Here is a 26,295-nt window from a genome sequence, read left to right on the forward strand (position 1 = left end):
GTACATTCCAAGGTGGATGTACTTTTTATTTATAAAAAAGAAATGGTATACCGATTCTGTTTATAAAATATATTAGGTGGTATATATGGGATATATTTACATGTAAGCAGAGGAGGATATAGTATGAAAATAGTAGTAATCGGATGTACGCATGCAGGGACGGCAGCAATTAATAATATGGTAAAACTTTACCCCGGTTCGGAAATAACGGTTTATGAAAAGAATGATAATATTTCTTTCCTTTCATGCGGTATAGCCCTTTATGTTGGCGGTGTGGTAAAGGATCCCGAAAGTTTGTTTTATTCATCACCCGAAAAGTTAAAGGAGATGGGCATAACAACCCGGATGCGTCATGAGGTAATGGATATAGATATTGATAAAAAAACCTTGTTGGTAAAAAACATGGAAACGGGCAGTAGCTTTGAGGACAATTATGACAAACTGATAATTTCTTCGGGTTCATGGCCAATTATTCCTGATATTGAAGGTATTCAGCTGGAAGGAGTTCTTCCGGCAAAAAATTATAACCATTCAAAAGAAATAGTAAGTAAGGAAAAATCCGCTCAGAGCATTGTAGTGGTAGGAGCAGGATATATCGGTGTAGAACTGGCAGAGGCCTTTGCCATAAAAGGGAAAAAGGTTACCTTGATAGACACCGAAAAAAGAATACTAAGCAAGTATTTTGACAAAGAGTTTACGGATGTTGCGGAAGAAAAGATGAAAGCAAAAGGTATTACGCTAGCCTTGGGTGAGACTGTAACAAATTTCATCGGAAACAAAAATAAAATTAAAAAGGTTAAAACGGATAAAGCAGAGTATGATGCTGACCTTGCTGTTCTTTGTATTGGTTTTCGGCCAAGCACAGGATTATTTAAAGACAAGCTTGAGATGCTGCCTAACGGGGCCATAATAGTAGATGAGTATATGCAGACAAGCAGAAAGGATGTCTTTGCTGCCGGAGACTGTTGTGCATCCATGTATAATCCTATCGGAATACATAAATATATACCTCTTGCAACAAATGCTGTCAGAATGGGCACACTTGCAGCACTAAACCTTGAACAGCCTACAGTAAAGTATTTGGGTACACAAGGAACGTCAGCAATAAAAATATACGAACTTAATTATGCTGCAACCGGCTTGACTCAAAGTGCAGCAGACTTTCATAATATTGATATAAAATCAGTTACAATCAGAGAGAATTACCGTCCCGAATTTATGCCGGATTATGAAGAGGTATTATTGAAAGTAGTATTTGATGCCAAAACAAGAGAGATTCTCGGAGCCCAGATTCTGTCAAAGGCGGATTTAACCCAGTCTGCTAATACATTGTCTTTAGCAATTCAAAAGAAAGTGACTATTGATGAGCTGGCACTTACAGACTTTTTCTTCCAACCTCATTACAACAAGCCGTGGAATTTTCTTAATACCGCAGGGCTTCAAGCTAAGGACATTTAGACATTGGTTTAAAAAAAAGCAGGCTGTCTTTTAAAGACAGTCTTTTTTTGACTATAATTAAAGTTGATATGAAAAAATTTTTATGTTATTCTAAAATGAATTTGTTTTAATACTTTTTAGATGGAGTTAAATATGGAAAACACGGAGAAACAATATAAAAACAAGGGATTAATCCTTGTAAACATTGTATTATTGACTTTTATGGCATGTCTTGACAGTAGCATTGTAAATGTTGCACTGCCTGTAATGGCAGATAAATTTTCAGTTGGAATGGGTTCTATTTCAACAATCGTATCAACGTATTTGATTGCTATTTCTGCAACTGTGCTGATTTTCGGAAGGCTGGGAGACATTAAGGGGAAAGTAAAAATATTTAAAACAGGTATTATTGTATTTACACTAGGCTCGTTATTGTGTGCCGTTTCGCCCTCCTTAAATATACTTGTATTATCAAGAATTATTCAGGCTATAGGCGCAGCAGCTTTTATGGCAACAAACCAAGGAATAGTTACAAGGGCGTTCCCGGTGAATGAAAGAGGCAGAGCACTTGGTATTACAGGTTCCTTTGTAGCACTTGGTACTCTTGTAGGACCTCCGCTGGGTGGTTTCATTGTTGACGTAGCAAGCTGGCAATATATATTCCTGATAAATATACCTATTGGTATTTTCGCATTCATTATGGGCTTGAAGGTGCTTCCTAAAGACGAGCAGAGCAGTGAATCAAAGTTTGATATAAAGGGTGCGATCCTTTTTCTTATAAGTATAATATCACTCTTTGCCGCATTGCTGTCGGGTGAGCAGATAGGTTTCCTCAAACCAATTATTCTGGCAAGTTTTGCAGTGGCAATTATATCATTTATATTATTTATTAAAATGGAAGGAAGAGTTGAAAGTCCCCTTCTGCAACTGAACATTTTTAAAAATAAGCTTTTTTCACTAAGCATTTTGTGCGGTTTTTTGCTTTTTGTATGTATGAACTGCTCAAACATTATAATGCCATTCTATTTTCAGGATATTATAAAAATGTCACCTTGGTTAACGGGAATATATCTTATGTCATATCCTCTGATACTTCTGGTGGTATCACCAGTTAGCGGATTTTTGTCAGATAAAATAGGTTCTGAAATGCTTACCTTTGTGGGACTGGCGATTTTTAGTGCAGGCTGTTTCTTAATGGCTACTATTAATCAGACTTTTAGTCCTGTAAAAATTATATTGTTTATTTCGTTGATGGCTATAGGAAACGGTATGTTCCAATCACCTAATAATTCGCTAATTATGTCAACTGTACCAAGAAGCCGTTTAGGGATTGCAGGCAGTATTAATGCACTTGTCAGAAACCTTGGTCTGGTAATCGGTGTATCTGTATCGACACTGGTGCTTTACGGAATGATGAGTTTTAAGCTTGGTTATAAAGTAACGAATTTTGTTGAAGGAAAAGAAGCAGAATTCATTTTTGGAATGAGTTTCGCTTATATTTTCATTGGAGCACTTTCCTTGGTTGCAGCAACTCTGACCGCAGTCAGACTATACAGAATCAAGAAAAATGCTAAGTCCAATGACAATTATACTGATGAACAGGATTATGATATAGGAGATATGGAAGCAAAGTAATTTAAAGCTTTAATATTTTAAGCAGATCTGCAGGCTTCTTGAAAAAGAAGTCTGCATTTATATTTTCAGCATTATTTGAGCCCCAAAGAGCCAATGCAAACTTTACTCCGGCTTTTTTTGCACATTCTCTGTCAAATACCGTGTCACCGATATACAACGTTTCGGAAGGAACAGCATTCAGCTTGTCCATGGCAAGCAACAAGGGATCCGGATTTGGTTTATGCAGGGTAGTATCATCAGATGCTACAATAGTTTTAAAATATTTAGTGAATTGCTGCAGACAGCTGTCAACTTCGATTTCATACTGACACCTTGAGGTTACAACACCCATTGGGATATTTAACTCTTTAAGGTTTTCCATTATTTCAGGTATTCCCTCAAAGGCAGTACATTTTTTAAAGCCTTCTATAAGGTACTTGTAGTAATCTTTTAAAGCCGCATCAATATCAGTAAAACCATATCTCTCAAGAGAAACAGGAGTAGGAACACCATAGCCTTTTAAGAGTTCTTCATTGGTAAAATATCTGCCGTGTTTTTTGAAAATAATACTCTGGTATGCATAGTATACTGCTTCTTCGGTATCAATCATTGTTCCGTCAATATCAAATATTATGTAGTTAAACATTTTTGCCCTCCCGGTTATCTGTCTCGATTATACAAGGTATTATAACACCAAAGGAGACATTGTTACCAGTTATGCTTACAATTATAGAATTTTGTCAAATAAAATATAACAAAAAAGCATATACCAACGGACAATATTACATCAAATACCATAAAGTTGTCGGGTATAATGATACTGACTATTCTCATTGCTGCAAAACCGGCAAGTCCGCATATGGCAAGTACAACCCCCCTTGGTAGTGAAAATCTGATCTCACAGGACTTACGTATTTCTAATAAATTTAGAATCAGAGCTGTCAAGGATGTAACGGCAAGTGAGATTCCTATGCCGTATATGTTGATTGAGGGAATACCGGTTAAAATGAAGACAAGCACAAGATTTTCAACGGAAACAATAATGGAATTTTTAAGATTTACATTCTGTTTTCCAAGTCCGTTAAGTATCCCGAAAGAGGCGGAAGCCACGTAGCTTACAAAATTACATACACCGGCCACCATAACCATTTTGCCTAAATCATTTCTTCCGTAAAAGAACAAGCCCAGTTTTCCAGGAATACATATTGAAACAATCAATGTTCCCAACCCTATCATACAGGATATTCGGAGAACCTGTGAAATCCTTTTTTCGGTACCCCACATGTCTTTTTTATTTAGGCTGAGAGACATATCCGGAATTAGTACAGTCATCATGGAGCCTACAATTATAAAGGGAAGGTTTACTGTTGTAAGAGCCATACCCATAAATTTGCCTATTTGCTGTAAAGCTACATCATAGCTTACTCCGGCACTCATTAATCTCCTCGGAAGAATCAGGGTTGAAGCTGTGGTTAGGATCGATGAAATAAAACCGTTCAGGCACAGCGGACAGGATATAACGAGAACATCCGCCAGCAATTGCAGAGGGTTCTGTATCTTAACACCTGAGGGTTTCAGTTTGCGTGATACAAGCTTAAATCCTGTTAATAGAAGCAGCATGCTGATGAATTCTCCTATTGCAAGGGCAAAATACGCTATTGTAACGGTATTTTTTATATCATTGAGCTGTAGCAGAGCTATTGTTGCCAGAAGTATCGAAATTCTTATGCATTTTTCAAGAATATCTATCCCGGCCGGGATAGTGAATTTCTCGAATCCGTAAAAAAAGCCTTTAAATATAGCGGACATTGGGACAAATATCAGCGCCGGGCATATAATTCTCACAGCGCTTAAAGCACGGATATCTTTTATGATATATTTACTGATAAACGGTGCATTGAAAAATACCAGTACGGCTACGGCGATGCTCCACAGCCCCAGAAAGCATATAGCTGCTTTTACACTTCGATGAAGATTCCTATAATCCTTTTTACTGTTATATACCGCACAGGTTTTAGAAATTGCGGTTATAAGACCATCTGTTGTAAGACAAAGCAGCAGGGAATAGACCGGCATAATAAGCCCATATAGCCCAAGTCCTTCAGCTCCGAGTTTTTTTGAAAGAACTATTGAAAATGTAAATCCGATAAAGCCTGTTACCAAGTTTGATAATGTAAGTATTGCTGAGTTTTTATAAAATTTATCAAGTCCCATTAAATAAACCTCGTATTTGCTGTGTTAATTAAAGGTTATTCAAATGGCGACCTCATTATTCCATCATAAGAAGGCATAAAAAAAGAGGCTTCACAATTTAAAACCTCATTTTTTAGTAAGAAAATATATAAAAACAAATTGAGCAATAATTATCAGTGGGATGATCGTCATAAAATACCAATGACGGGTTTTATGCTTGAAAGTAAGTAATCCTATATATACACCGATACTTCCGCCTAGAATGGAAAGAAGAAAAAATGACCTTTCAGGTATTCTCCACAACCTGTTTTTTGCTTTATATTTATCCAGTGAAACCAATGCAAAACCTATTATATTTAAGATAATTACTATTGTAATAAAGTATTTATGCATATAAGCACCTCGTAATTTTTAAACTACACTAAGAGAGTATTATATTTTATATCATACATTATTATACAATTAAAGTGTATATTTTGTTCTATAAAATCTTAAAAATAAGTCAGCACTCCCAATACTGATAAGCCGTAAGGATGGGAGATGCCTCACAAGAACATATAACATTTGGAAAGAAATGTATATTTTTTCTATGCTGATTTGAAAAATGTATTTAGTTTATATATAATAAAGAAAAACTTATTGACTGGAGCAAGAGCTTATGGATTTTAGTTCGCTTTCGGTAGTATTTAGAATAGTATTGGTTGTTTTAATTTTTATAATAATTTTATATGCATTAAAAATAATATCCAAAGATTTAAAAAGAGGCAAACCCGGAAAAAACCTCGGATGGAAGCTGAGAATAGAATATTCTGCTGATAAGAGCAGTCTTGAAGACGGAGAAATTGTCCCAATCGGCAGTAAGCTCACCATTGGAAGAAACAAAAATAATCAAATGGTTTTACCTTCGAGAGCTGTTTCCAACTTCCACGCAAAAATTTATTTTGAGGACGGCAGGTACATGTTGGAGGACCTGGACTCCACAAACGGCACTTTTGTAAACGGCAACAGGGTAGATAAGAAAAGTTTGCAGCCGGGTGACGAAATCAGAATCTCAGAGACGGTTTTTACCGTAACAGACGACGATTAAAACTGTCCGGTATATTAGGAGAACCAAATGACTAAAAAGTTAAGGATGTTTCAATTTTTAATATATGTATTTCTATTTTTCGGATTTCTGAACCTTGGTGTGTTAAAAAAGCCCTTTGACCCAAAGGCAGGAATATTTTTCGGTATATTGGTTGTAATTATAGCGTTGACTACATGGATACTTAAAAGATTTTATCCCATGGGAGACAGAATAATATTCCTTTTATCTATGCTGCTATGTTCAATAGGAATAATTATGCTCTATAGGCTCAATATCAAGCTTGCTACAAAGCAGCTGGGATGGCTTTTATTGGGTATTTTAGCTTTTCTTTTTGTAGTACTTTTCCTTAAAAGAGGACTTAGTCAATTTGCCCGGTTAAAATACGTCTTTCTGGCAGGAACGATAATGTTCATGTCTATGGCAACCTTTATAGGATATGAAATACTGGGTGCTAAAAACTGGGTTAGAATCGGTCCCATGAGCTTTCAGCCTTCGGAATTCGGAAAAATATTTCTGATACTATACCTTGCAAGTGCCCTTTCAAATGTAAATACCAGAAAAAAACTTATAGAACCCGGCATAGTCATTTCAATATCGCTGGGCTTCATGGTAATTCAGAGGGACTTAGGAACTGCACTTATTATATTTGCAGTAGCTGTTACAATGGTGTATCTTGCAACCTCCAAAAAACTGTATGTATTAGTTTCACTGGGACTGTTTGCATCGGGTGGGGCAGCAAGTTATGCGATGTTTGATCATATAAAAAGAAGGATAATGATATGGCATAATCCTTGGCCCTATGTCTATAACGAGAGCTACCAACTGGTGCAGTCCATGTATGCTATTGCTACGGGAGGACTGTTCGGGAGAGGTTTGGGAATGGGTCATCCGGGTTATGTTGCAGTTAATGAATCGGACTTTATTTTCTCTGTAATATGCGAAGAAATGGGCCTGTTAATGGGTTTTGCCATATTGATCCTGCATTTTCTGCTTTTCTACCGTTCAATAAGAAGTGCGATACATGCAGAAAATAATTTTTCAAAGCTTCTCACCGCAGGACTCAGCGTAATGATTGCAACCCAAACTTTAGTTATTGTGGGGGGAGTAACAGGTTTTATACCGTTGACGGGAATAACACTTCCCTTTGTCAGCAGCGGAGGAACTTCCTTATTAATCAGTTTTCTTTCTTTAAGTATTATTCAGAAAGTTTCGGAAGGTGAAGACTGAATGGCAATGGAGGCTTAATTAGCGTATGGATAATTTAACTAATAATATAAAACGTATAATGATAATTTTTCTGGTTGTATTTTTTGTTCTCATAAGTTATCTGGCTTACTTTACCCTTGTTAAGGGCCCTGAAATAGTTACAAGGCCTGATAACAGAAGAATGTGGGATATCAGAAACAAGGTTGTAAGGGGAACCATATACGACAGAAACGGAAAGGAACTTTCCGTCAGTGAGAAAAAGTCCAACAGCAGCGATTACAAAAGGGTATATAACGGCGGTGCAGTCACAGCTCATACATTGGGATATTATGACCCACAGTATGGGATAACAGGCTTGGAAAACCTGTATGACAGCTATTTGTCCAGCAATATATCGGCATCCCTGCTGGCGTGGATTGGAAACGGATTCAAAGAGGTTAATAAAAAAGGTGATGACGTTTACAGTACTCTTGACTACCAACTTCAAAAAACGGCCTATGATGCCCTTGGTTCATCCAAGGGGTCTGTAGTGGTACTCAAGGTTGATACCGGAGAAATACTTGCAATAGTATCGAAACCTTCATACGATCCTAACAACCTTAACAAGAATTGGGAAACACTTGTGAAAAGTAAAAACGTTCCACTGCTTAACAGGTCAGTTTCAGGGCTGTACCCACCGGGTTCAACCTTCAAGGTCGTAACGGCAGTAAGTGCTTTGGAGAATATAGAAGGTATAAAAAATGAGACCTTTAACGACAAAGGTAAGCTGAATCTTGGTGGAGGATATTCTCTCAGCAATGACCATGGGGAAGTTCTGGGTAAAATAAATCTTGAAACGGCTTTAGTAAAATCAAGTAATGTCTTTTTCGGAAACTTGGGTATAAGGCTGGAAAATGATTTATATAAAACGGCACAGGATTTCAGATTCAATAAAGATACACCTTCTGATGGCATTATAATTGATAAAAGCAGATTTCCAAAGTATAAGACTTATGAGAAGGGTAATATGGCGCAAAGCGGAATAGGGCAGGCAGAAGTACTTGCTACCCCGATACAAATGGCTCTTATAGCTCAAACAATTGCCAATGACGGAGTTATGCTGAAGCCTACATTAGTTAACAAAATTACCGATTACAACGGAAATACAATACAGAGTCTTAAATCGTCAGAGGTAGAACAGGTTACATCTGCGGAATATGCAAGTGATATAAGAAAGTATATGAGAGAGGTTGTATCAAAGGGAACAGGTACAAGGGCGCAGGTCAGTGGGATTCAGGTTGGCGGAAAAACGGGAACCGCTCAGCACATTGAAAGCAAAACCCCTCACAGCTGGTTTATCGGCTTTGCACCCTATAAAAATCCTCAGATAGCAATAGCAGTAATAGTTGAAGAAGGGGGCTACGGAGGAGTTGCAGCTGCCAGAATTTCACAGAAGGTTATGAGCAGGTATTTTCATAAATAAGTAGATCAGAATAATACCTCTTTCTAAACAGAACAAGAGGCAGGCTTATTGAAAGAGCCTGCCTCTTGTTGAACAAATTTTGCATCATAGTTTAAATACTAACATCAAAATTACTACCCAAACCCGGATTTACGCTAAGCTCCATCATTTTCGTCAAATTCGCACCTGTCTGGTTCATACTGTTCATCGCCAGCTTAGCAACGGCAATATTAACATTTTGGGCTAATGAAGCCTGAGACATTGAAATTGAAACAGCTGCAACATCCATTTCAAAACACTCCTCTCATAAACAGTCATGCATATTTTATTCGTATAATATTAAATATATTTTACATCTTTAATATCAAAAGTTCAAATTTTCTGTATTTATGCAAAAGAACTGTATCCTTGACTGCTTTAATAACAAAAAGTATAATAATTTCCATGAAGGGTGGCTTATACACCCGGCTATTTTATAAAAAACAAAAGGTAAGGAAGACATGAATATATTCATCAACAGAGATTATTTCCTTTTTGATGGTGCCATGGGTACCTACTATTCATCAAAGAATAAAAACAATACTCCCTGTGAATTTGCTAATATTAGTGAAAGAGAAAATATTTTAAATATTCATTTAGAGTACATACAAGCCGGTGTAAATGCCATTAAAACAAATACATTTGGTGCAAACCGTTTTTCACTGGGTTGTCAACAGTCGGAGGTTGACAGAATTATAAAATCGGGATATGACATTGCCGTACAGGCTTGTTCAGGACAAGAGGTAGCGGTTTTTGCAGATATTGGCCCGATACCTGACGGAAAAGGAGCCAATCCCGAAGAAGAATATAAAAAAATCGTTGATATTTTCATGGAATGCGGGGCAAAAAACTTTTTGTTTGAAACCTTTTCAAGTACTGATATCTTGACGGGGGTTGCAGCCTACATACGTTTACGTTTGCCTGATGCGGTTATTATTACTTCTTTCGCAGTTTATCCCGACGGCTACTCAAAAGAAGGACTTTTTTATATTGATATAATGGAAAAAATGTATGCCAGCGGTCTTGTAGATGCGGTTGGGCTTAACTGTATCAGTGGCCCTGCTCATATGTACCGTCTAATTAAAAAAGCGGATATCAGGGGTAAAAATATTATTATAATGCCCAATTCGGGATATCCGGGCACAGAGAGAGGCAGAACCGTTTATTATGACAATTCCGAGTACTATGCCGAAAAACTTCTGGATATAATGAAGTTGGGAGTTAAAATTCTTGGTGGCTGTTGCGGAACCACACCACGTCATATAGCTGCTGCTGCAAAGTTATTAACCAGCCCACAACCTGTCGAATCCAACACAGATATAAGCACTCATATGGAGATATGCGACCTTGAATATGAAAATATTCTGGACAGACTTGTTAAGAATAAAAAGCCTATACTGGTAGAAGTGGACCCTCCCTTTGATACTAATTGGGAGTACATGCTCAGGGATACGCTCATTCTTAAACAGGCAGGGGCAGATATTATTACTATTGCTGATTCACCTCTTGCAAAAGCAAGGGCAGAAAGTACCATTATGGCTGCAAAAATACAGCGGGAAGTAGCTATACCCGTTATGCCCCATATAACCTGCAGGGATAAAAATCTTCTGGGGATAAAGGCATCACTTTTGGGTGTGCATATAGAAGGAATACGGAACGTGCTTGTTATTACAGGCGACCCTATTGCAAATATCGAAAGTAGCAGGATAAAAGGAGTTTTCAGTTTTAATTCTTCCAATCTTGCAAATTATATTAAAAGCTTAAATAGTAATGTTTTTTGCGGACAGGACATTAAAATAGCCGGAGCTTTAAATGTAAATGCAGTAAATTTTAGTGCCGAGTTAAAAAAGGCTTTTACTAAAATCGAAAACGGCATCAGCTGTTTTCTTACTCAGGCAATTTATACAAAAGGTGCGGTTGAAAATTTGCAAAAAGCGGTTGAAGCCCTGAACGTACCCATATTCGCAGGATTTATGCCTATAGTGAGCTACAAAAATGCTCAGTTTATAAATAATGAGGTTCCGGGAATAGATATAGATATCGAAACAATAGAAAAATTCCGGGATAGAAGCCGTGAAGAATCAGAAAAGTTGGGAATGGAGATTACAATGGATATTGTTGAGGAAATTTATCCTCATGTCTCCGGCTTTTATCTTATGACTCCGCTTAAAAGAACGGGTGTAATATGTGAATTGATAAAAAAAATTAAGGAGATATAAAAATGATAATAGTTGGAGAGAAGTTAAACAGTTCCATACCTAAAATGTTTGAAAAAATGAAAGCCAAGGACACCGAAGCTATCAGGCAAATAGCTATAAGTCAACAGGAGGCAGGGGCAAGATATCTTGATATTAACACAGCAATATTCAGAGAAGATGAGTTCGAAATGCTAAAATATATTCTGGATATTGTTCTGGAAAATACAGACTGTGGAATCATGCTTGATTCACCCTCGCCTGTTGTAATAGAAAAGGCCCTGCCTCTTTTATCGGGCAGGGATATAATAATAAACTCCGTAACTCTTCAGGACAGAATAAATGATCTGCTCCCGTTGGCTAAGAGTTACAAGACAGGGGTTGTAGGGCTGCCTATCGATTCCGAAGGTATTCCCAAAACGGTGGAAAAAAGAGTGGAAAACTCACTTAAGTTAATTGAAATAATGAACAAGGAAGGAATTAAAAATACCGACATATACATTGACGCCCTTGCAGAAGCGGTAGCTGTGGAGAGTGAAGCGTCAGCCATAACAATAAGAACAATAGAAGGGGTCCGGAAAGCTCATTCTGATGTTCACCTTATTTGCGGAGTTTCAAATGTTTCCTTCGGACTTCCTAAAAGGACAGATATCAATTCTGTTTTCCTTTCAGCTGCAATTTTTGCGGGACTTGACAGCGGTATTGTGGACATAACCAATGAACAGATTAAAAGTACTATTTATACTGCTGAAATGATAGCAGGCCTTGACGAATATTGTATGGAATACTTGGGTTATATTAGAAGTAAATAATAAAAAAATAGTTGCAGAATAAACGTAGCATATATGATAAAATATTTTATAAAATTCATAAAAAATCCGGGAGAAGGTAGCATAGTGAAAAGCAAACCATTATACGAAGTAAGAAAAATATCAAATCTTAAAGACATGATAGAGCAAAGTGCAAGCCTGTACGGCTCCAAGCCTGCTTTTCTGGTTAAACAAAAAGGAAACTCTGTATATACTCCGATTACTTTTAAAAAGTACAAGGACGATATTGATGCACTTGGAACTGCACTTATGAGTCTGGGATTGAAAGACAAAAAGATTGCCTTGATTGGTGAAAACAGATATGAGTGGGCCACTACTTATTTAGGTGTGTGTAATGGTACAGGCATTATTGTGCCCTTGGATAAGGAGTTGCCGCAAAACGAGATTGAAAACTGTCTTTTACGAAGCCATGCGGATGCTATAATTTTTTCAGGTTCTGTGTCAAAAAACATATTGAGTATTCTAAAGAATATCACTACCTGTAAATATTATATAAACATGGATATTGATGAGGATGCAGACGGACAGATGTCATATGGCCGATTACTTGAAAAGGGATATGACCTTATAAGGAATGGAAACAGAGATTTTCTGGATGCTGTTATAGACAATGAGAAAATGAATATCTTGTTGTTTACATCAGGTACAACTGACAAGTCAAAGGCTGTTATGCTGTCTCACAGGAATATTGCAGAAAACCTGATGGCTATGTGTTCTATGCTTTATATAGATGAAAAGGATGTTTTTCTTTCTGTTTTACCTGCACATCATACATACGAATGTACCTGTGGCTTCCTGTGTCAGATGTACAGGGGATGTACGGTTGCATTTTGCGAAGGTCTCCGCCATATTGTCAAAAATCTCAGCGAATCAAAGTGTACGGTAATGAATGGTGTACCGTTGGTTTTTGAGTCTATATATAAACAATTGATGCATCAGGTTTCCAAAAAGCCTGGAGGGGCAAAAAAATTAAAGTTTGGAATTAAGCTCAGCAATGCTCTTAGTAAGTTGGGAATTGATGTGAGGAGGAAGCTTTTTGCAGAAATTCATCAAGCATTGGGAGGACATTTGAGACTGTTCATCAGCGGAGCAGCTGCTATTGACCCGGAAGTATCAAAGGGTTTCAGAAATATTGGAATACAGCTTGTTCAGGGATATGGTCTTACAGAGTGTGCACCTATTGTGGGTTTAAACAGAGACTGCTGGTTTAAGGATGATGCTGCAGGATTACCTTTGCCCGGATTAAAGGTGGTAATAGATAAACCGAATGCCGAGGGAGTAGGAGAAATAAAGGTTTCCGGGCCAAGCGTAATGCTGGGCTACTACGAGAACAAAGAGGCTACGGATGAAGTAATAAGAGACGACTGGTTTTATACGGGAGATATGGGATATCTGGATTCCGACGGATTTATTCATATTACCGGCAGAATGAAAAATGTAATCATAACAAAAAACGGTAAAAACGTTTATCCTGAAGAAATTGAAACGCTCCTTAACAGAAGTGACTATATAAAGGAATCTCTGGTTTTTGGAAAAAATGATAATGATGATGTAGTTGTATGTGCCCAGATTGTGCCTGAAAGAGAAAAGATTGAAGAGGACTTTAAAAACGGTGTACTTGGCAGCAGTGATGCTGAAGCTGTTATAAACCAAGAAATTAAACGGATTAATAAGGAACTGGTAACATATAAATATGTAAAAGAGTTTACTCTCAGGGATACAGAGTTTGAGAAAACTACAACTAAAAAAATAAAGAGGTATCAGGAGCTGAATAAAGGTGAGTAATATAATAGAAACAGCAATAAGTGATGCTGTAAAAATGGTTCGTGAGGCGGGAGAACTTTTGCTGCAAAGTATGGATGACAAGAAAGTCATTACAAAGAATGGTACGGCTAATTTTGTTACTGAAATAGATTTGAAGGTTCAGGAGATACTATTCGGTAAGTTGATTAAATTACTTCCTGAGAGTAATATAATTGCTGAGGAAACGGCAGATAATAAATTTACCCTAGAAAAATACACATGGATACTTGACCCAGTTGACGGAACTACAAACCTGATGTACGGGTATAAATGTTCTGCCATAGCTCTTGGATTGGTGGTGGATGGTATTCCCTATGCAGGAATAGTATATAATCCTTTTTTAAATGAAATGTATACGGCTCAAAAGGGTAAGGGAGCATTCATAAATGATAAGAAAATCGGGGTAACTTCAAACGGGAGTCTTTCAGACAGTCTTTTGTCCTTCGGAACTTCACCCTACGACAGAGGAAAGGCGGATGAGACGTTCAGAATAACTAAGAAAGTGTTTGGAAAATGCAGAGATATCCGAAGGAGCGGTTCTGCTGCTCTTGATATATGTAATGTAGCTGCCGGACGTACTGATGGGTATTTTGAAATGGAATTACAGCCTTGGGATTATGCAGGAGCATCCATAATTCTGAAAGAGGCAGGCGGTAGTATAACCGATTGGCAGGGCAAGGATTTAACCTATATTTCAAAAAGCCCCGCAATTGCTACAAATGGGCTTATACATAAGGAATTAATAGAAGCGATGAAATAGATATATAACATGAAGATTACACCGGGTCAAAAATTGGCCCGGTGTTTTTTCGGTGCTGAAAAATTTATATAGCCCTTAATGCAATACAGGTAGGGTGATAAAAAATCACCCTACCTGTATTGGAAAAAATTCACTATTATATTGAATATAAAGGTTACCAAAGTTAACTTTGAACAAGTTTAAACTTGAATCCTGTGATTTACTCCGGGGATATCAGGATTATAAACAGCCTAAAGCAGAAGAATTTCGCGAGCTTCTGCCGGGGCAGAAAAACAAAGGGGGTGAAAATATGAGGAAACTTGGTAAGAAGCTAAATCAGGTTGAAAGAAGTGTTGAGGCGTATACGTCTTGCGGATGCGGGTGTTACTGTAATGAAGAGCCAAATTATAGTTATGGAACTTACATGTCACAATATACTTATACGCTCGCTTACTACAATAGATAGTTTGTGAGTTTTAGTCTATTTATAAATATATATGATATAACCGAAACGTACAACGTTTCGGTTATATCATATAATTCTGAAATTTGGGGTATAAATGACATTTTAAAATATAAATATTCAAGGAGGGGTCCACATGGAGAGGGATACACCTTTTATTCACCTTTTTAAAACTCCCGGAGGGTATTACATATATGATATTAATACTAATCGTATTATTAAAACACAGGAATCAGTGTATAATTATTTAAGTTTAAATAGGGGTAATGAAATTAACATTGGAGAAAGTTCAGGAAATAATGAATATGATATTTTAATAGATAAGATGAAAGAGAAGGGCCTTCTTTCTTCAAATAAGGTAAAAGAGATAATTCACCCGGAGGATTCTTTACTTGAGCAAAATCTTGCCAGTAAAATAAAAATGATAACTCTGCAGGTGACACAGCAATGCAATCTGAGATGTGAATACTGTGCATATTCTGGAGACTATGTGAATAGGGGACATGCTAATGCCCGTATGAGCTTTGAAACGGCAAAAAAGGGAATAGATTTTTTAATAAGTCATTCCAAGGATGTGGATATGGTTAATGTAGGGTTTTATGGTGGAGAACCCCTTCTTGAATTTGAGTTGATAAAAAAATGTGTAAACTATACATTAGATAATTATGGAGGCAAAAAAATTACCTTTGGTATGACCACTAACGGTACCCTTTTTACCAAAGAAATATTGGACTTCCTTAGTATGCATGATTTCCTTATCATTATAAGTCTTGATGGTCCGAAGGAGATCCATGATCTGAACAGGAAATTTGCAGCCGGCGGTTGTGGAACCTTTGACAAAGTAAATAAAAACCTTGAAATCTTTAGAGAAAGCTATCCCGAGTATTTTAAAAAAGTCAGATTTAACGTTGTTATGGACAGAAAGAATGATTTTTCGTGTATGAATGAATTCTTTAACTCAGATGATATTTTTACTGATTTAACCTTAAATACGTCTGATATATCTGTAAATTATTTAAAAAAGCAATACCAATCTTCAGATACCTTTGATATTAAATTCAAATATGAAGTCTTTAAACTATATCTTAATAAGGTTGGTAAGCTTGATAAGAGGATCGTCTCAAAGCTTGTCACTGGTACATATAATAGGGTTAAAACAAGTTTTTCTAAAGAACGACTATACACAAAAAAATTACCAGACAAAACACATCATAGCGGACCATGTGTTCCAGGTGCTCAGAGACTTTTTATGGATGTAAATGGAAACTTTTATCCTTGCGAGAGGGTAAGTGAAAGCTCTGAAGTAATGCGAATCGGGCATGTCGATATGGGGTTTGATTATGAAAAAATCCGTAAAATACTGAATATAGGAAAAATAACCGAAAAAAGCTGCATTAACTGCTGGGCTTTCAGGTTTTGTACTTTATGTGCAGCCAGTGCTGATGATATGGAGGGCTTATCCGCTGAAATGAAATCAAAACACTGTAATGCTGTCAGAGCTACACAGGAGGAAGCCTTGAAGGACTACTGCACGCTTATTGAATTCGGTCACAGCTTTGAAGAGAATAATAGTTATTATGTATTGGAGGGATAGCATGAAAAATCAAAAAGTACTTATATATCCATATGACTCTGGTTTTACCCCTTTATTAAGGCATAAACAATTTTTAGATAGCTTTGAAATAACATCTCTGGTATCGCCCGGAGGTTGGGGACTTACGGGTAGGGATGCCGGAGATGCGGACAAAAGCGGTCGTATAGGCATAAATGTCACTGCCGACTTTGATGAGGCATTGGAGCTATGTGATATCGTTATGATTGTAGATTCAGAAAAGTATCTGGACTTCCAAAAGTATATGATGCCAAAAGTATTTTCAGCAGTGGATCATGGAAAAGATATAATAATTACCACACAATTAAGAGATGCAGATTTTAATACAATATCAAAAAAGTGTAAGGAGGCAGGAGTTAACTTTAAATATTTTAATTATCCGGAAGAGCATAGGAAATTTCCCGTAATAAATGTTGAAAACGAATTCCTTTACAACATCAATACTCCTGTTGTTTTTGTTCTTGGGATTGGCGAAAGGACAAGCAAGTTTGAGATTCAGCTTTCTCTTAGGGAGAAGTTTTGCAATGAGGGCTACAGGGTAAGTCAGATAGGAACAAGAGGGTATTGTGAATTACTGGGGTTTCATTCTTTCCCTGAATTCATGTTTAACGGTACATTTCCGGAGACAAATAAGATTGTATTCTTTAACCATCTGATTAAAAAAATAGAGGATGAGGAGCATCCGGATGTAATTATTATAGGAATTCCGGGAGGAATCATGCCTTTTAATAATAGACTTACAAACAAATTTGGTATTCTTGCCTACGAAGTTTCCCAGGCTCTACCATCCGATAGTGCCATATTCAGCTGTCATTACGCGGAGTATGATAATAACTACTTTAAAGGTCTGTCAGATTTGGTTAAATATAAGCTTGGCTTTGAGGTAAGCTGCTACAACATTTCAAATGTAATGTTTGATTGGACGAATTCAAAGCAAGAAAATAAAATCATATATACAACTCTCGATTCCACATTCATTGGTGAAAAAATAATAAAGTATGCTGAATCAGATTTACCTGTTTTTAATGCACAGAATACTGATAGCGCTGGGAATATGTCTGAACATATTATTAATAAGCTTGCTGATTATGGTAATGCTCAATGCGTATGAGGGAGGGCACGATAAAATGAATACTGAGGTTATAAAGGAGAAATTATTAAAAATATTTGAGAGCAGGTTTGATATGAACCTGACAGAGCGATGGGAAGATATGCAGGAGGAGCATTTTCTGGGTAGTAAAATGAGGCTGGCTCCCAGAGATTTGCTATATCTGCATTGTGATATTGAAAAGGAATTTGATATAAAGATATCTCAGGAACATATTATTAGCGAAAAATTCAGCAGTCTAAACAATATTGTTTATATGATTAGTAATGAGTTAAAAGAAAAAGAATCCGAAGTAGAAGGAAAAAAGGTATCCTAACAATAAATTGTTAATCGTTATGAGATTATATTCTTTTTGCTGAAAATTAATATCCAATTGATGCATTCAGGAAGCAGTTGTTCTGCTTCTTTTTGTTTTTTAAAAACTGGCTATATTTGGTTAATATATGATATAATGTAAAAAATTGTATTTCAATAATATAAGAAACATAGGAGCATTCATTATGAATAAAATCAGAACGATGCTTGTTGAAGACGATATTGATTGGGTAACCGCAATTGAGGATTATTTGCTGGCAAAGGATGATATTTATCTGGAGGCAACAGCTAATGACAGGGAAAGTGCCATAAAAACTGCGACCATGATTCACCCGGATGTTATAGTAATGGATATTAACCTCAGTGGAAATAAATGCGACGGGATTTATGCAGCGGCTGAAATTATTGCAGAAATAGATACCAAGATTCTTATGCTGACATGTCTCAGTGAAGAGGAAATTGTGCTCAATTCGTTTACAGCGGGGGCAATAAATTTTTTGTCCAAGGAAAATTACACGCATCTGGCAGATGCAATCCGTTCTGCCAAAGTCGGCAATTCTCCTTATGAAGTGCTTTTAAAGGAGTATTCAAGATTAAAAGAAGAAGAACAGCTCAAACCCTTAACAGGTTCTGAAAAAGAGGTATTCCACCTTTTAGAAAACGGTTATTCAAGAAGCAAAATTCAAAACGAATTGTACAAGTCTGAAAATACTATAAAGACTCAGATAAAGAGCATATTGAAAAAGATGGGCGTAAATAGAGTAGGACAGGCAATAAAAAAGGTACATCAAAAGGGTTTCATCTGAGTACAGATATTTCCAAGGAGGGTAAATATGCATATTATAGCCACTATAATCGTCTGGGGCCTTTCAACACTGATATTAGTTGCAGGTTCAAAATACCGGCCTCTCAGATGGATATGCCTGCTTGGATATATTTTAGGTGGAGGGGTTCTGGGAAGATTCTTGAATAATATTAGCAGTAGCAGTTTAGTGGTTACAAGTATCTACAAACTATTATCATCACTTTTCCTGTCGGTATCCTATTGTTTTGTACCATATTTTTTAATAATGTTCAGCAGGAGTTATTCAGGACAGTTTTTGGTCCGGCATCCTGTGGGTAAAATAATATGCGAGATGGCATTGCTTATTCCTCCCACGATAACTATTTTATCGTTCGGATTAATCAATCCTTCATATGAATACCATATCTTTCTTATATTCTGGGTGACTCCATATTTTATTATAGCAAACTATATTTTAATAAAGTCATTTTTTAATGAAAAGGTTCCTGCCATCAAACGTCAAAAACTTTCTACATGTGTTACAGTTTTTGTAGGATCAGTATACGGGTATATTTCCTGCCATCTATTTCCCGTCCTGAGAGTCAAATTAGGTCATGCTGAACGTAATCCTTTTGTTATATTTGCCTTGCTTATCGCATTTGTGATTCTTAGTTCACGTTACGGGATACTGGGTGTCAAGCTGAATTTTGAAAAATACGATCCTTTTAACAGTATCATGATGCTATCCTCGGGAACCTTGATTTTGAGCCATACTTTGAAAAACGAATTAAGTAAAATATCCATGTGTGCGCAGAATATTAAGACAATTCCGAAAAATGATATTAACAGAATAGAAAAGAATGCGGATATAATACTAGACTCAAGTCAGTATGTCCTTGATATGGTAAAAAAGATTAAAGACCACGTTGCCGAGATAAGGCTTGAAAAAAATATGGGAAACATTGCCTCGTTAATTGAGGATTCCCTTGGTATGGTAAAACCTTTTACTGATGTAAAAAATATACGTATCATAAAGAACTATTCCAGGGATACAAGCATATCAATGGACAGAAAAAATGTAAAAGAGGTACTTGTAAATATATTTATGAACTCAGTCGAAGCCTCAAAGCTGGGAGATAGCTTATCAATATGCGTTTATATAGACGGTAGATATTACACAATAGCTGTAACGGATACGGGTGAAGGTATTGAAAATGAGAATTTGCATAAGGTAGTTCAACCATTTTTTACAACTAAAAAAGGGGAGTCCAATTTCGGGCTAGGGTTATCCTTCTGCTATAATGTCATGCAAAAGCATAATGGGCTAATGGAGATTCAAAGTAAGCCGGGAGCCGGAACAACGATATATTTGAAATTTCCTTATCATTAACAATTATGTTATGGAATTTTTAAACAGGGATTGGTATCATATTCAGTAAAGGCTATTTGATAGCCGCAGATTATGGAGGCTGACGATGAGAACACCGGAAGAAAAGTACAAAAAAAGAGTAGATGTTTATAAAAGAAAGCTTGAATTATACACCGCAAGAAGCAGTAATACAGGTAATTACAAGCTGTTAGTATTTTTTGCGGGTTTGATAGGGGTTGCAGTTTTCTTTTTCTTAAAGCTATATATACTAATGGCTGCAATAGCATTGCTTTTTGGGGGATTGTTCGTTTATCTTTCTGCGATTCACAACACATTTATAAAAAATAAAAACTACTTTAATGCAATGTATCAGATAAACCAAATGTGCCTGAAAAGAGTTAAAGGTGAGTGGAATGAGTTCCTTGATGAAGGTGAAGAATTTGTAAATCCTCAGAACAATTACACCTATGATCTTGATATATTTGGGAAAGGCTCCCTTTTCCAGATGCTGAATATGACAGCAACATACTCCGGAAGGCAGAAGCTGGCCGAAATGCTTCAAAACCCACTTGAGAAAAAGGAAGATATATATATAAGGCAGGAAGCCTTACAGGAGTTGGCCAAAAAGCTAATTTTCAGACACAGGCTATTTTCAAACGGCTTAACCCTTAACAAGAACACAATACTGACTGACAATAACGACAGTGATAGAAAAAGAAAGAAAACTCTTCTGGATACTATGAACAAGTTGGATGATGTTTACTCATGGGCAAAGGAAGAAAAAAGCCTGTATACATCGCCTAAATTTAAGCTATTTATATTCGGACTTCCTGTTCTTTCATTCTGCATGCTTATACTTGGTATATTAAAAATTGTGCCGGTTTATGTACCGATAGTGCTTTATCTTTTACAGTTCATTATGATTGGGTTCAGAGCGGAAAACAGAAATAAGAGCTTTGAGTTGGTAGAAAAGTACTCCGACACACTTAAAATATATAAAAGCATATTGAAGAAATTTGAAACCGAGAAGTTTTCAAGTACTTATATAAATAACTTAAAAAACAGATTGAAGGATGATTACGGAAATCCTGCATGGAAACAGATTGAAAAACTATCAAAGATATGGGAGCTTATTGCAAACAGGTACAACCTGATGCATATCTTTGTAAATACTGCCGTGCTATGGGATTTTCACTGCCTGGCAGCTCTTGAAAACTGGAAAAAAAGCGGAGGTAAACATGTTGAAAGGTGGTTTGACACAATCGGAGAGGTTGAAGCCTTATGCAGCCTATCCTTGATGTGCCATGATAATCCTGAATACATAATGCCCCATATATGTGAGGAAAATACCCCTCGGATAGAAGCTTTACATCTAGGACACCCGTTACTGACAAAGGCCAGAGAATGCAATGATATAATAATAAATTCAAAAGAACCAATACTACTTATAACCGGTTCTAATATGTCAGGCAAAAGTACATTTTTAAGGACTGTAGGTATGAGCCTTGTATTGTCGTATCTTGGCCTGCCAATCTGTGCAGAATCTTTTACCTGCCCTGTAATGAAGGTATATGCATGTATGAGAACCAGTGACAATCTAGGACAAAGTGTTTCCTCATTCTATGCCGAATTGCTGAGAGTAAAAATGATTGTTGAAGCAGTAGAAAGGGGAGAAAAGGTATTCTTTCTTCTGGATGAAATTTTTAAGGGAACAAACTCAGCAGACAGACATACCGGTGCTAAAATGCTAATAAACCAGTTAGATAAAAAAGGGGCCTGGGGACTTGTTTCTACCCACGATCTTGAACTTGCAGATATGGAAAATGAGAGTAAAGGTCGTATAAGAAACTACCACTTTAAAGAGTATTACAAAGATAATCAGATATACTTTGATTATAAGCTAAGAAAAGGTGTATCAGATACAAGAAACGCTATTTATCTAATGAAAATGGCCGGAGTTAATATAGAATAGTATAAACCAAGTAACGTAAAAGGACTGCAAAGCTTATGCAGTCCTTTAATACTCTTCTTCCTGAATATCAAAAACAAAATTACAATTGTCACATCTGAAAACCAACAGTGAGCCAAAATTATCACTTTCGGTTTTCTCAACATGAATCAAACCGCCGCAATCACATTTCTTTGGATAGCCTTCCATGCAGGTGCAGCATTTGCAATGGTGTGAATTAGAATTCTTATAGCCCGTTGTTTTAAAGTCAGACATTTCCATCACTCCCGTTATGTTATGTATTAATTTTAATACATAATAGACCATATGTAAAGAATTCTTAGGGTATACAAAAATTATTTTCAATTTGTAATAAAATTCTGTGAAAAAAATATCAAACTTTGATTGACAATACAAATTACAGTAATTACAATATTAATGGATATATTGATAGTGCGTATTAAAGATACGGTAAAAGATTTTAAATTGTATACAATGTACTTATAGGGTTGGTACTTTGTTCCTTATTTGTCATTAGGGCAAGGGGAGAATTAATTTTATATGAGGGGTCGTTATGGCCCGCGGGAGGGCAAAAAATGGAGAAGGTTAAGGAGATATTGAATCGCTACGGCAATTCAAAAGACAATCTTATTCAAGTGATGTTAGAACTGCAAAATATGTCGGGGACAAATTCCCTGCCCCATGAATGGGTTGTATTTGTAGCAGAAGCAATGGATATGCCTGTTAGTAGGGTATATAGTGTAATTACTTTTTATTCTATGTTTGGCACCGAGCCTAGAGGCAGGTATCTGGTTGAAGTCTGTAAAAGCGGACCATGTCATGTTTCCGGTGCAAAAAATGTATTGAAGCTTCTTGAAGAAAAACTTGGCTTAAAACCGGGTGAGACGACTGGGGACGGAGTTTTTACATTGATTCAGTCAAGCTGTTTTGGTGCATGTGACGTAGCTCCTGCTATCAAGATAGGTGAAAAAGTTTATGGTAATCTCACATCTGAGAAGTTGTCAGAGATAGTAGACTCTTACAGGGAGGGCCAACATAATGGATAAGGTACTAAGCGCAAGATTTGGGAAAATCAAACCCGACAGCATTGAAGAATATATTCAGGCCGGTGGATATGAAGGCTTGAAAAAAACAATGTCAATGGAACACCTTGACGCAATAGAAGAAATAAAGAAAGCAAACCTTTTTGGAAGAGGCGGAGCTGCCTATCCTACCGGAATTAAGTGGGAGCAGGCATATGCAATTCAAAGAGGACCTAAATACATGGTCTGTAATGCCGATGAAGGTGAACCCGGTACATTTAAGGATAAACATATATTGTCTGAAGACCCGTTTGAACTAATTGAAGGTATGACCATAGGTGCGTATATAATGGGCGCTAAGGAAGGATATATCTATATCAGAGGCGAATATGCCGCTATTCAGAAAATCGTGAAAAGTGCTATAGAAAATGCAAAAAAAGCAGGATATTTGGGTAAGAATATTTTAGGTAGAGAAGGGTTTGATTTTGAATTAAAGGTTGTTTCAGGTGCAGGTGCATATGTTTGCGGTGAAAATACCGCTTTGGTTGAATCAATCGAAGGTAAGACAGGAAGACCAAGACAAAAGCCGCCTTATATCAAGAACTGCGGTTTGTATCAAATGCCGACAATACTGAACAACGTTGAGACATATTCATGTATTCCATGGATAATAAAGGATGGCGGAGAGAAATTCAGTTCAATGGGAACTGAGTTCAGCGGCGGAACAAAATTAATGTGCTTGTCAGGTAATGTTAACAACAGAGGAGTTTACGAAATACCTTTCGGAACAACTTTGAGAGAACTTATATTCAAACTGGGCGGAGGAATGAAAGATGGACGCAAACTGAAATTTGTTCACCTTGGCGGTTCGTCAGGAAGTTGTTTCCCAGAAAGCATGGTTGACACAAAGATATGCTATTATGATTTGAAAAAAGCAGGTTTTTCATTGGGTTCAGGTGCAGTACTTGTAGTAGATGACACTCATTGTGCAGTAGATTACCTGAAAACAGTTATGGAGTTCTTTGAGGAGGAATCCTGCGGAAAATGTACACCTTGTAGAGAAGGAAATCACAGATTGGTTGAAATTCTCGACAAGATGACAGAAGGAACTGCAACCATGGCTGATTTTAATAAAATGAAGAGTCTTGCACAAACTATGAAGACAACAAGTTTCTGCGGATTGGGACAAAGTGCTCCAATGCCATTGATAACACTGGTTAAATATTTTGAAGAAGAATTTTTGGAGCATATCAACGGAAAATGTAGAGCCGGAGTGTGCAGCATGTCTGGAAAGGCAGGTAAATAATTATGGATATGATTAATTTAAAAATAGACGGATTTGATGTTTCTGTTCCAAAGAACACTACAATTCTTGAAGCTGCAAAACAGCTGAATATAGATATTCCGACTTTATGTTTCATGAAGGGTGTAAACGAGCCCGGTTCATGCAGGGTTTGTGTCGTTGAGGTTGAAGGTTGGAGAGGTCTTCATCCTGCATGTGTAACTAAGGTATCTGAGGGTATCGTTGTAAAAACTGCTACAAGCACAGTACGGGAAGCAAGAAAGAACATACTTGAGCTGATTATGGCAAACCATAACAGAGAATGTCTTTCATGTCCAAGAAACTTGAAGTGTGAGCTTCAGACACTATGCAATGACAACGGAATAGATGCAATTCCTTATGAGGGAAAGGTTGACAAGGGATGTCTTGATACTTCCGGCCCTATCGTAAGAGATCCTAACAAGTGCGTTCTTTGCGGAAGATGTGTAAGTGTCTGTTCAAAGATACAGGACGTAAGCGCTATCGACTTTGCTTTCCGTGGAGCACATATGACAGTTACAACTGCATATGAAGAAGGTCTTGCAAGTCAGGAATGTATAAACTGCGGCCAGTGTATCAAGATATGTCCTGTTGGAGCATTACAGGAGAGAGACGATACTGAAAAGGTATGGAAGGCTCTCGAAAATCCTGAACTTCACGTTGTTGTTCAGACTGCTCCAGCTGTCAGAGTTGCTCTTGGTGAAGAATTCGGATTCGCACCGGGAACAAATGTTGAGGGTAAAATGGTTACAGCACTTAGAAGATTGGGCTTCAACAAGGTATTTGATACCAACTTCAGTGCCGACCTGACAATAATAGAAGAAGGCAACGAGCTTATAGACAGAATTAAAAACGGTGGAAAACTCCCATTGATTACATCCTGTTCACCCGGATGGATTAAATACTGTGAGCATAACTACCATGATTTTATAGAAAATCTTTCATCCTGCAAATCACCGCAACAAATGTTCGGTGCAATTGCTAAATCCTACTATCCTGTTAAGGCTGATGTTGACCCTAAGAGCGTATTTGTTGTATCAGTAATGCCATGTACTGCAAAGAAGTATGAAGCAGACAGGGAAGAAATGAGCGTTGACGGACTAAAGGATATTGATGCGGTTATTACTACAAGAGAACTTGCAAAAATGATAAGACAGGCAGGAATCAAATTTGCAGAACTGGAAAACAGTAAGCAGGATAGTATCCTTGGAACATACTCCGGTGCAGGAACCATATTCGGTAATACCGGAGGAGTTATGGAAGCTGCTCTTCGTACAGTAGCTGACAAGCTTACGGGAAAATCACTTGATTGCATTGAGTACACTGCCGTAAGAGGTTTGGATGGAATCAAGGAAGCTACTGTAAATATCGCAGATATGGAGATAAAGGTAGCTGTTGCAAACGGTACAGGAAATGCATCAAAGCTTCTTGATAAAATAAGAGCAGGTGAAGCAAACTATCACTTCATAGAAGTAATGGGTTGCGAAGGCGGATGTATCAATGGTGGTGGACAGCCAATCATCAAGGATAAATCAACTACAGATGCTGTTAAAACTGCAAGAATCAAGGGCCTTTATGATATAGATGCATCATGTGAAAAGAGAAAGTCACATGAAAACCCTGAGATACAGAAATTATACTCAGAGTACCTTGGAGAAGCGGGCGGACACAAGGCTCACAAGCTGCTTCACACACATTATACAGCAAGATAATTTATTTAAATAGAAAAGACGCTGTTGGTTTATTCC

General features: G+C 37.1%; 24 protein-coding genes. 19 read left to right on the forward strand and 5 right to left on the reverse strand.

Going from position 1 to position 26,295, the window contains the following annotated elements; translation table 11 throughout:
• Nucleotides 1-123: 123 nt before the first annotated feature.
• Nucleotides 124-1,458: an FAD-dependent oxidoreductase gene (locus CLO1100_RS03540; RefSeq protein ID WP_014312385.1), complete on the forward strand. Its 1,335-nt coding sequence runs from the start codon at nucleotides 124-126 to the stop codon at nucleotides 1,456-1,458.
• A 132-nt stretch (nucleotides 1,459-1,590) separates the two neighbouring features.
• Nucleotides 1,591-3,072: an MFS transporter gene (locus tag CLO1100_RS03545; RefSeq protein ID WP_014312386.1), complete on the forward strand. Its 1,482-nt coding sequence runs from the start codon at nucleotides 1,591-1,593 to the stop codon at nucleotides 3,070-3,072.
• 1 nt (nucleotide 3,073) lies between these two features.
• Here the strand turns inward: CLO1100_RS03545 and CLO1100_RS03550 are convergent, their stop codons facing one another.
• The 3 genes from CLO1100_RS03550 to CLO1100_RS03560 all read right to left on the reverse strand — a co-directional run bounded on the left by CLO1100_RS03550 (nucleotide 3,074) and on the right by CLO1100_RS03560 (nucleotide 5,637).
• Entirely contained in the window at nucleotides 3,074-3,697 is a 624-nt protein-coding gene (locus CLO1100_RS03550; RefSeq protein WP_014312387.1) for an HAD family hydrolase, read from the reverse strand.
• 62 nt (nucleotides 3,698-3,759) lie between these two features.
• Nucleotides 3,760-5,265 (reverse strand): stage V sporulation protein B, encoded by a 1,506-nt coding sequence (gene spoVB / locus CLO1100_RS03555; RefSeq protein WP_014312388.1) that lies wholly within the window; start codon nucleotides 5,263-5,265, stop codon nucleotides 3,760-3,762.
• A 105-nt stretch (nucleotides 5,266-5,370) separates the two neighbouring features.
• Nucleotides 5,371-5,637: a DUF1294 domain-containing protein gene (locus tag CLO1100_RS03560; RefSeq protein ID WP_014312389.1), complete on the reverse strand. Its 267-nt coding sequence runs from the start codon at nucleotides 5,635-5,637 to the stop codon at nucleotides 5,371-5,373.
• 265 nt (nucleotides 5,638-5,902) lie between these two features.
• Between CLO1100_RS03560 and CLO1100_RS03565 the strand changes: the two genes are divergently transcribed.
• The 3 genes from CLO1100_RS03565 to CLO1100_RS03575 are packed head-to-tail and all read left to right on the forward strand — an operon-like array spanning nucleotide 5,903 to nucleotide 8,999.
• Nucleotides 5,903-6,331: an FHA domain-containing protein gene (locus CLO1100_RS03565; protein ID WP_014312390.1), complete on the forward strand. Its 429-nt coding sequence runs from the start codon at nucleotides 5,903-5,905 to the stop codon at nucleotides 6,329-6,331.
• A gap of 27 nt (nucleotides 6,332-6,358) precedes the next feature.
• The gene (locus tag CLO1100_RS03570; RefSeq protein WP_014312391.1) at nucleotides 6,359-7,558 is read left to right on the forward strand and encodes an FtsW/RodA/SpoVE family cell cycle protein; all 1,200 of its coding nucleotides are present in this window, start codon (nucleotides 6,359-6,361) and stop codon (nucleotides 7,556-7,558) included.
• A 25-nt stretch (nucleotides 7,559-7,583) separates the two neighbouring features.
• On the forward strand, nucleotides 7,584-8,999 hold the full coding sequence (locus CLO1100_RS03575; RefSeq protein WP_014312392.1) for a penicillin-binding protein 2: 1,416 nt from the start codon (nucleotides 7,584-7,586) through the stop codon (nucleotides 8,997-8,999).
• 91 nt (nucleotides 9,000-9,090) lie between these two features.
• Here CLO1100_RS03575 and CLO1100_RS20170 read toward each other — a convergent pair whose 3' ends face one another.
• Complete coding sequence (locus CLO1100_RS20170; RefSeq protein ID WP_014312393.1) at nucleotides 9,091-9,267, reverse strand: YjfB family protein; 177 nt, start codon at nucleotides 9,265-9,267, stop codon at nucleotides 9,091-9,093.
• A gap of 211 nt (nucleotides 9,268-9,478) precedes the next feature.
• Between CLO1100_RS20170 and CLO1100_RS03580 the strand changes: the two genes are divergently transcribed.
• The 11 genes from CLO1100_RS03580 to CLO1100_RS03625 all read left to right on the forward strand — a co-directional run bounded on the left by CLO1100_RS03580 (nucleotide 9,479) and on the right by CLO1100_RS03625 (nucleotide 22,207).
• Entirely contained in the window at nucleotides 9,479-11,236 is a 1,758-nt protein-coding gene (locus tag CLO1100_RS03580; RefSeq protein WP_014312394.1) for a bifunctional homocysteine S-methyltransferase/methylenetetrahydrofolate reductase, read from the forward strand.
• Nucleotides 11,237-11,238: 2 nt separating this feature from the next.
• The gene (locus tag CLO1100_RS03585; protein WP_014312395.1) at nucleotides 11,239-12,024 is read left to right on the forward strand and encodes a dihydropteroate synthase; all 786 of its coding nucleotides are present in this window, start codon (nucleotides 11,239-11,241) and stop codon (nucleotides 12,022-12,024) included.
• 84 nt (nucleotides 12,025-12,108) lie between these two features.
• Entirely contained in the window at nucleotides 12,109-13,827 is a 1,719-nt protein-coding gene (locus CLO1100_RS03590) for an AMP-binding protein (RefSeq protein ID WP_014312396.1), read from the forward strand.
• Nucleotides 13,820-14,605, forward strand: a complete 786-nt coding sequence (locus CLO1100_RS03595) for an inositol monophosphatase family protein (protein ID WP_014312397.1) — start codon at nucleotides 13,820-13,822, stop codon at nucleotides 14,603-14,605. The genes CLO1100_RS03590 and CLO1100_RS03595 overlap by 8 nt, the downstream gene beginning before the upstream one ends.
• 289 nt (nucleotides 14,606-14,894) lie before the next feature.
• Nucleotides 14,895-15,050 (forward strand): CLI_3235 family bacteriocin precursor, encoded by a 156-nt coding sequence (locus CLO1100_RS20620; protein ID WP_083826358.1) that lies wholly within the window; start codon nucleotides 14,895-14,897, stop codon nucleotides 15,048-15,050.
• A gap of 133 nt (nucleotides 15,051-15,183) precedes the next feature.
• Nucleotides 15,184-16,641: a Cys-rich peptide radical SAM maturase CcpM gene (gene ccpM / locus CLO1100_RS03600; protein WP_014312398.1), complete on the forward strand. Its 1,458-nt coding sequence runs from the start codon at nucleotides 15,184-15,186 to the stop codon at nucleotides 16,639-16,641.
• Nucleotide 16,642: 1 nt separating this feature from the next.
• Nucleotides 16,643-17,770, forward strand: coding sequence for a TIGR04066 family peptide maturation system protein (locus CLO1100_RS03605; protein WP_014312399.1), 1,128 nt, complete (start codon nucleotides 16,643-16,645; stop codon nucleotides 17,768-17,770).
• Between the two features lie 16 nt (nucleotides 17,771-17,786).
• Nucleotides 17,787-18,083, forward strand: coding sequence for a peptide maturation system acyl carrier-related protein (locus CLO1100_RS03610; protein ID WP_014312400.1), 297 nt, complete (start codon nucleotides 17,787-17,789; stop codon nucleotides 18,081-18,083).
• A 184-nt stretch (nucleotides 18,084-18,267) separates the two neighbouring features.
• The gene (locus CLO1100_RS03615) at nucleotides 18,268-18,888 is read left to right on the forward strand and encodes a response regulator transcription factor (RefSeq protein ID WP_014312401.1); all 621 of its coding nucleotides are present in this window, start codon (nucleotides 18,268-18,270) and stop codon (nucleotides 18,886-18,888) included.
• A 27-nt stretch (nucleotides 18,889-18,915) separates the two neighbouring features.
• Nucleotides 18,916-20,256 carry a HAMP domain-containing sensor histidine kinase gene (locus tag CLO1100_RS03620; RefSeq protein ID WP_014312402.1) on the forward strand — a complete coding sequence of 447 codons (1,341 nt, stop codon included), beginning with the start codon at nucleotides 18,916-18,918 and terminating at the stop codon, nucleotides 20,254-20,256.
• 85 nt (nucleotides 20,257-20,341) lie between these two features.
• The gene (locus CLO1100_RS03625; protein WP_014312403.1) at nucleotides 20,342-22,207 is read left to right on the forward strand and encodes a MutS family DNA mismatch repair protein; all 1,866 of its coding nucleotides are present in this window, start codon (nucleotides 20,342-20,344) and stop codon (nucleotides 22,205-22,207) included.
• Between the two features lie 45 nt (nucleotides 22,208-22,252).
• On the opposite strand, the gene CLO1100_RS03630 is transcribed toward CLO1100_RS03625, so the two are convergent.
• On the reverse strand, nucleotides 22,253-22,459 hold the full coding sequence (locus tag CLO1100_RS03630) for a hypothetical protein (RefSeq protein WP_014312404.1): 207 nt from the start codon (nucleotides 22,457-22,459) through the stop codon (nucleotides 22,253-22,255).
• Nucleotides 22,460-22,779: 320 nt separating this feature from the next.
• Between CLO1100_RS03630 and CLO1100_RS03635 the strand changes: the two genes are divergently transcribed.
• The 3 genes from CLO1100_RS03635 to CLO1100_RS03645 are packed head-to-tail and all read left to right on the forward strand — an operon-like array spanning nucleotide 22,780 to nucleotide 26,259.
• On the forward strand, nucleotides 22,780-23,250 hold the full coding sequence (locus CLO1100_RS03635) for an NAD(P)H-dependent oxidoreductase subunit E (protein ID WP_014312405.1): 471 nt from the start codon (nucleotides 22,780-22,782) through the stop codon (nucleotides 23,248-23,250).
• Complete coding sequence (locus tag CLO1100_RS03640; protein ID WP_014312406.1) at nucleotides 23,243-24,532, forward strand: NADH-ubiquinone oxidoreductase-F iron-sulfur binding region domain-containing protein; 1,290 nt, start codon at nucleotides 23,243-23,245, stop codon at nucleotides 24,530-24,532. Before CLO1100_RS03635 ends, CLO1100_RS03640 begins: the two co-directional genes overlap by 8 nt.
• Nucleotides 24,533-24,534: 2 nt before the next feature.
• A complete protein-coding gene (locus CLO1100_RS03645; RefSeq protein WP_014312407.1) occupies nucleotides 24,535-26,259 on the forward strand; it encodes an NADH-dependent [FeFe] hydrogenase, group A6 in 1,725 nt (574 codons plus the stop codon).
• Nucleotides 26,260-26,295 lie beyond the last annotated feature (36 nt).

The organism is Clostridium sp. BNL1100 (assembly GCF_000244875.1).
Lineage (GTDB): Bacteria > Bacillota > Clostridia > Acetivibrionales > DSM-1351 > Ruminiclostridium.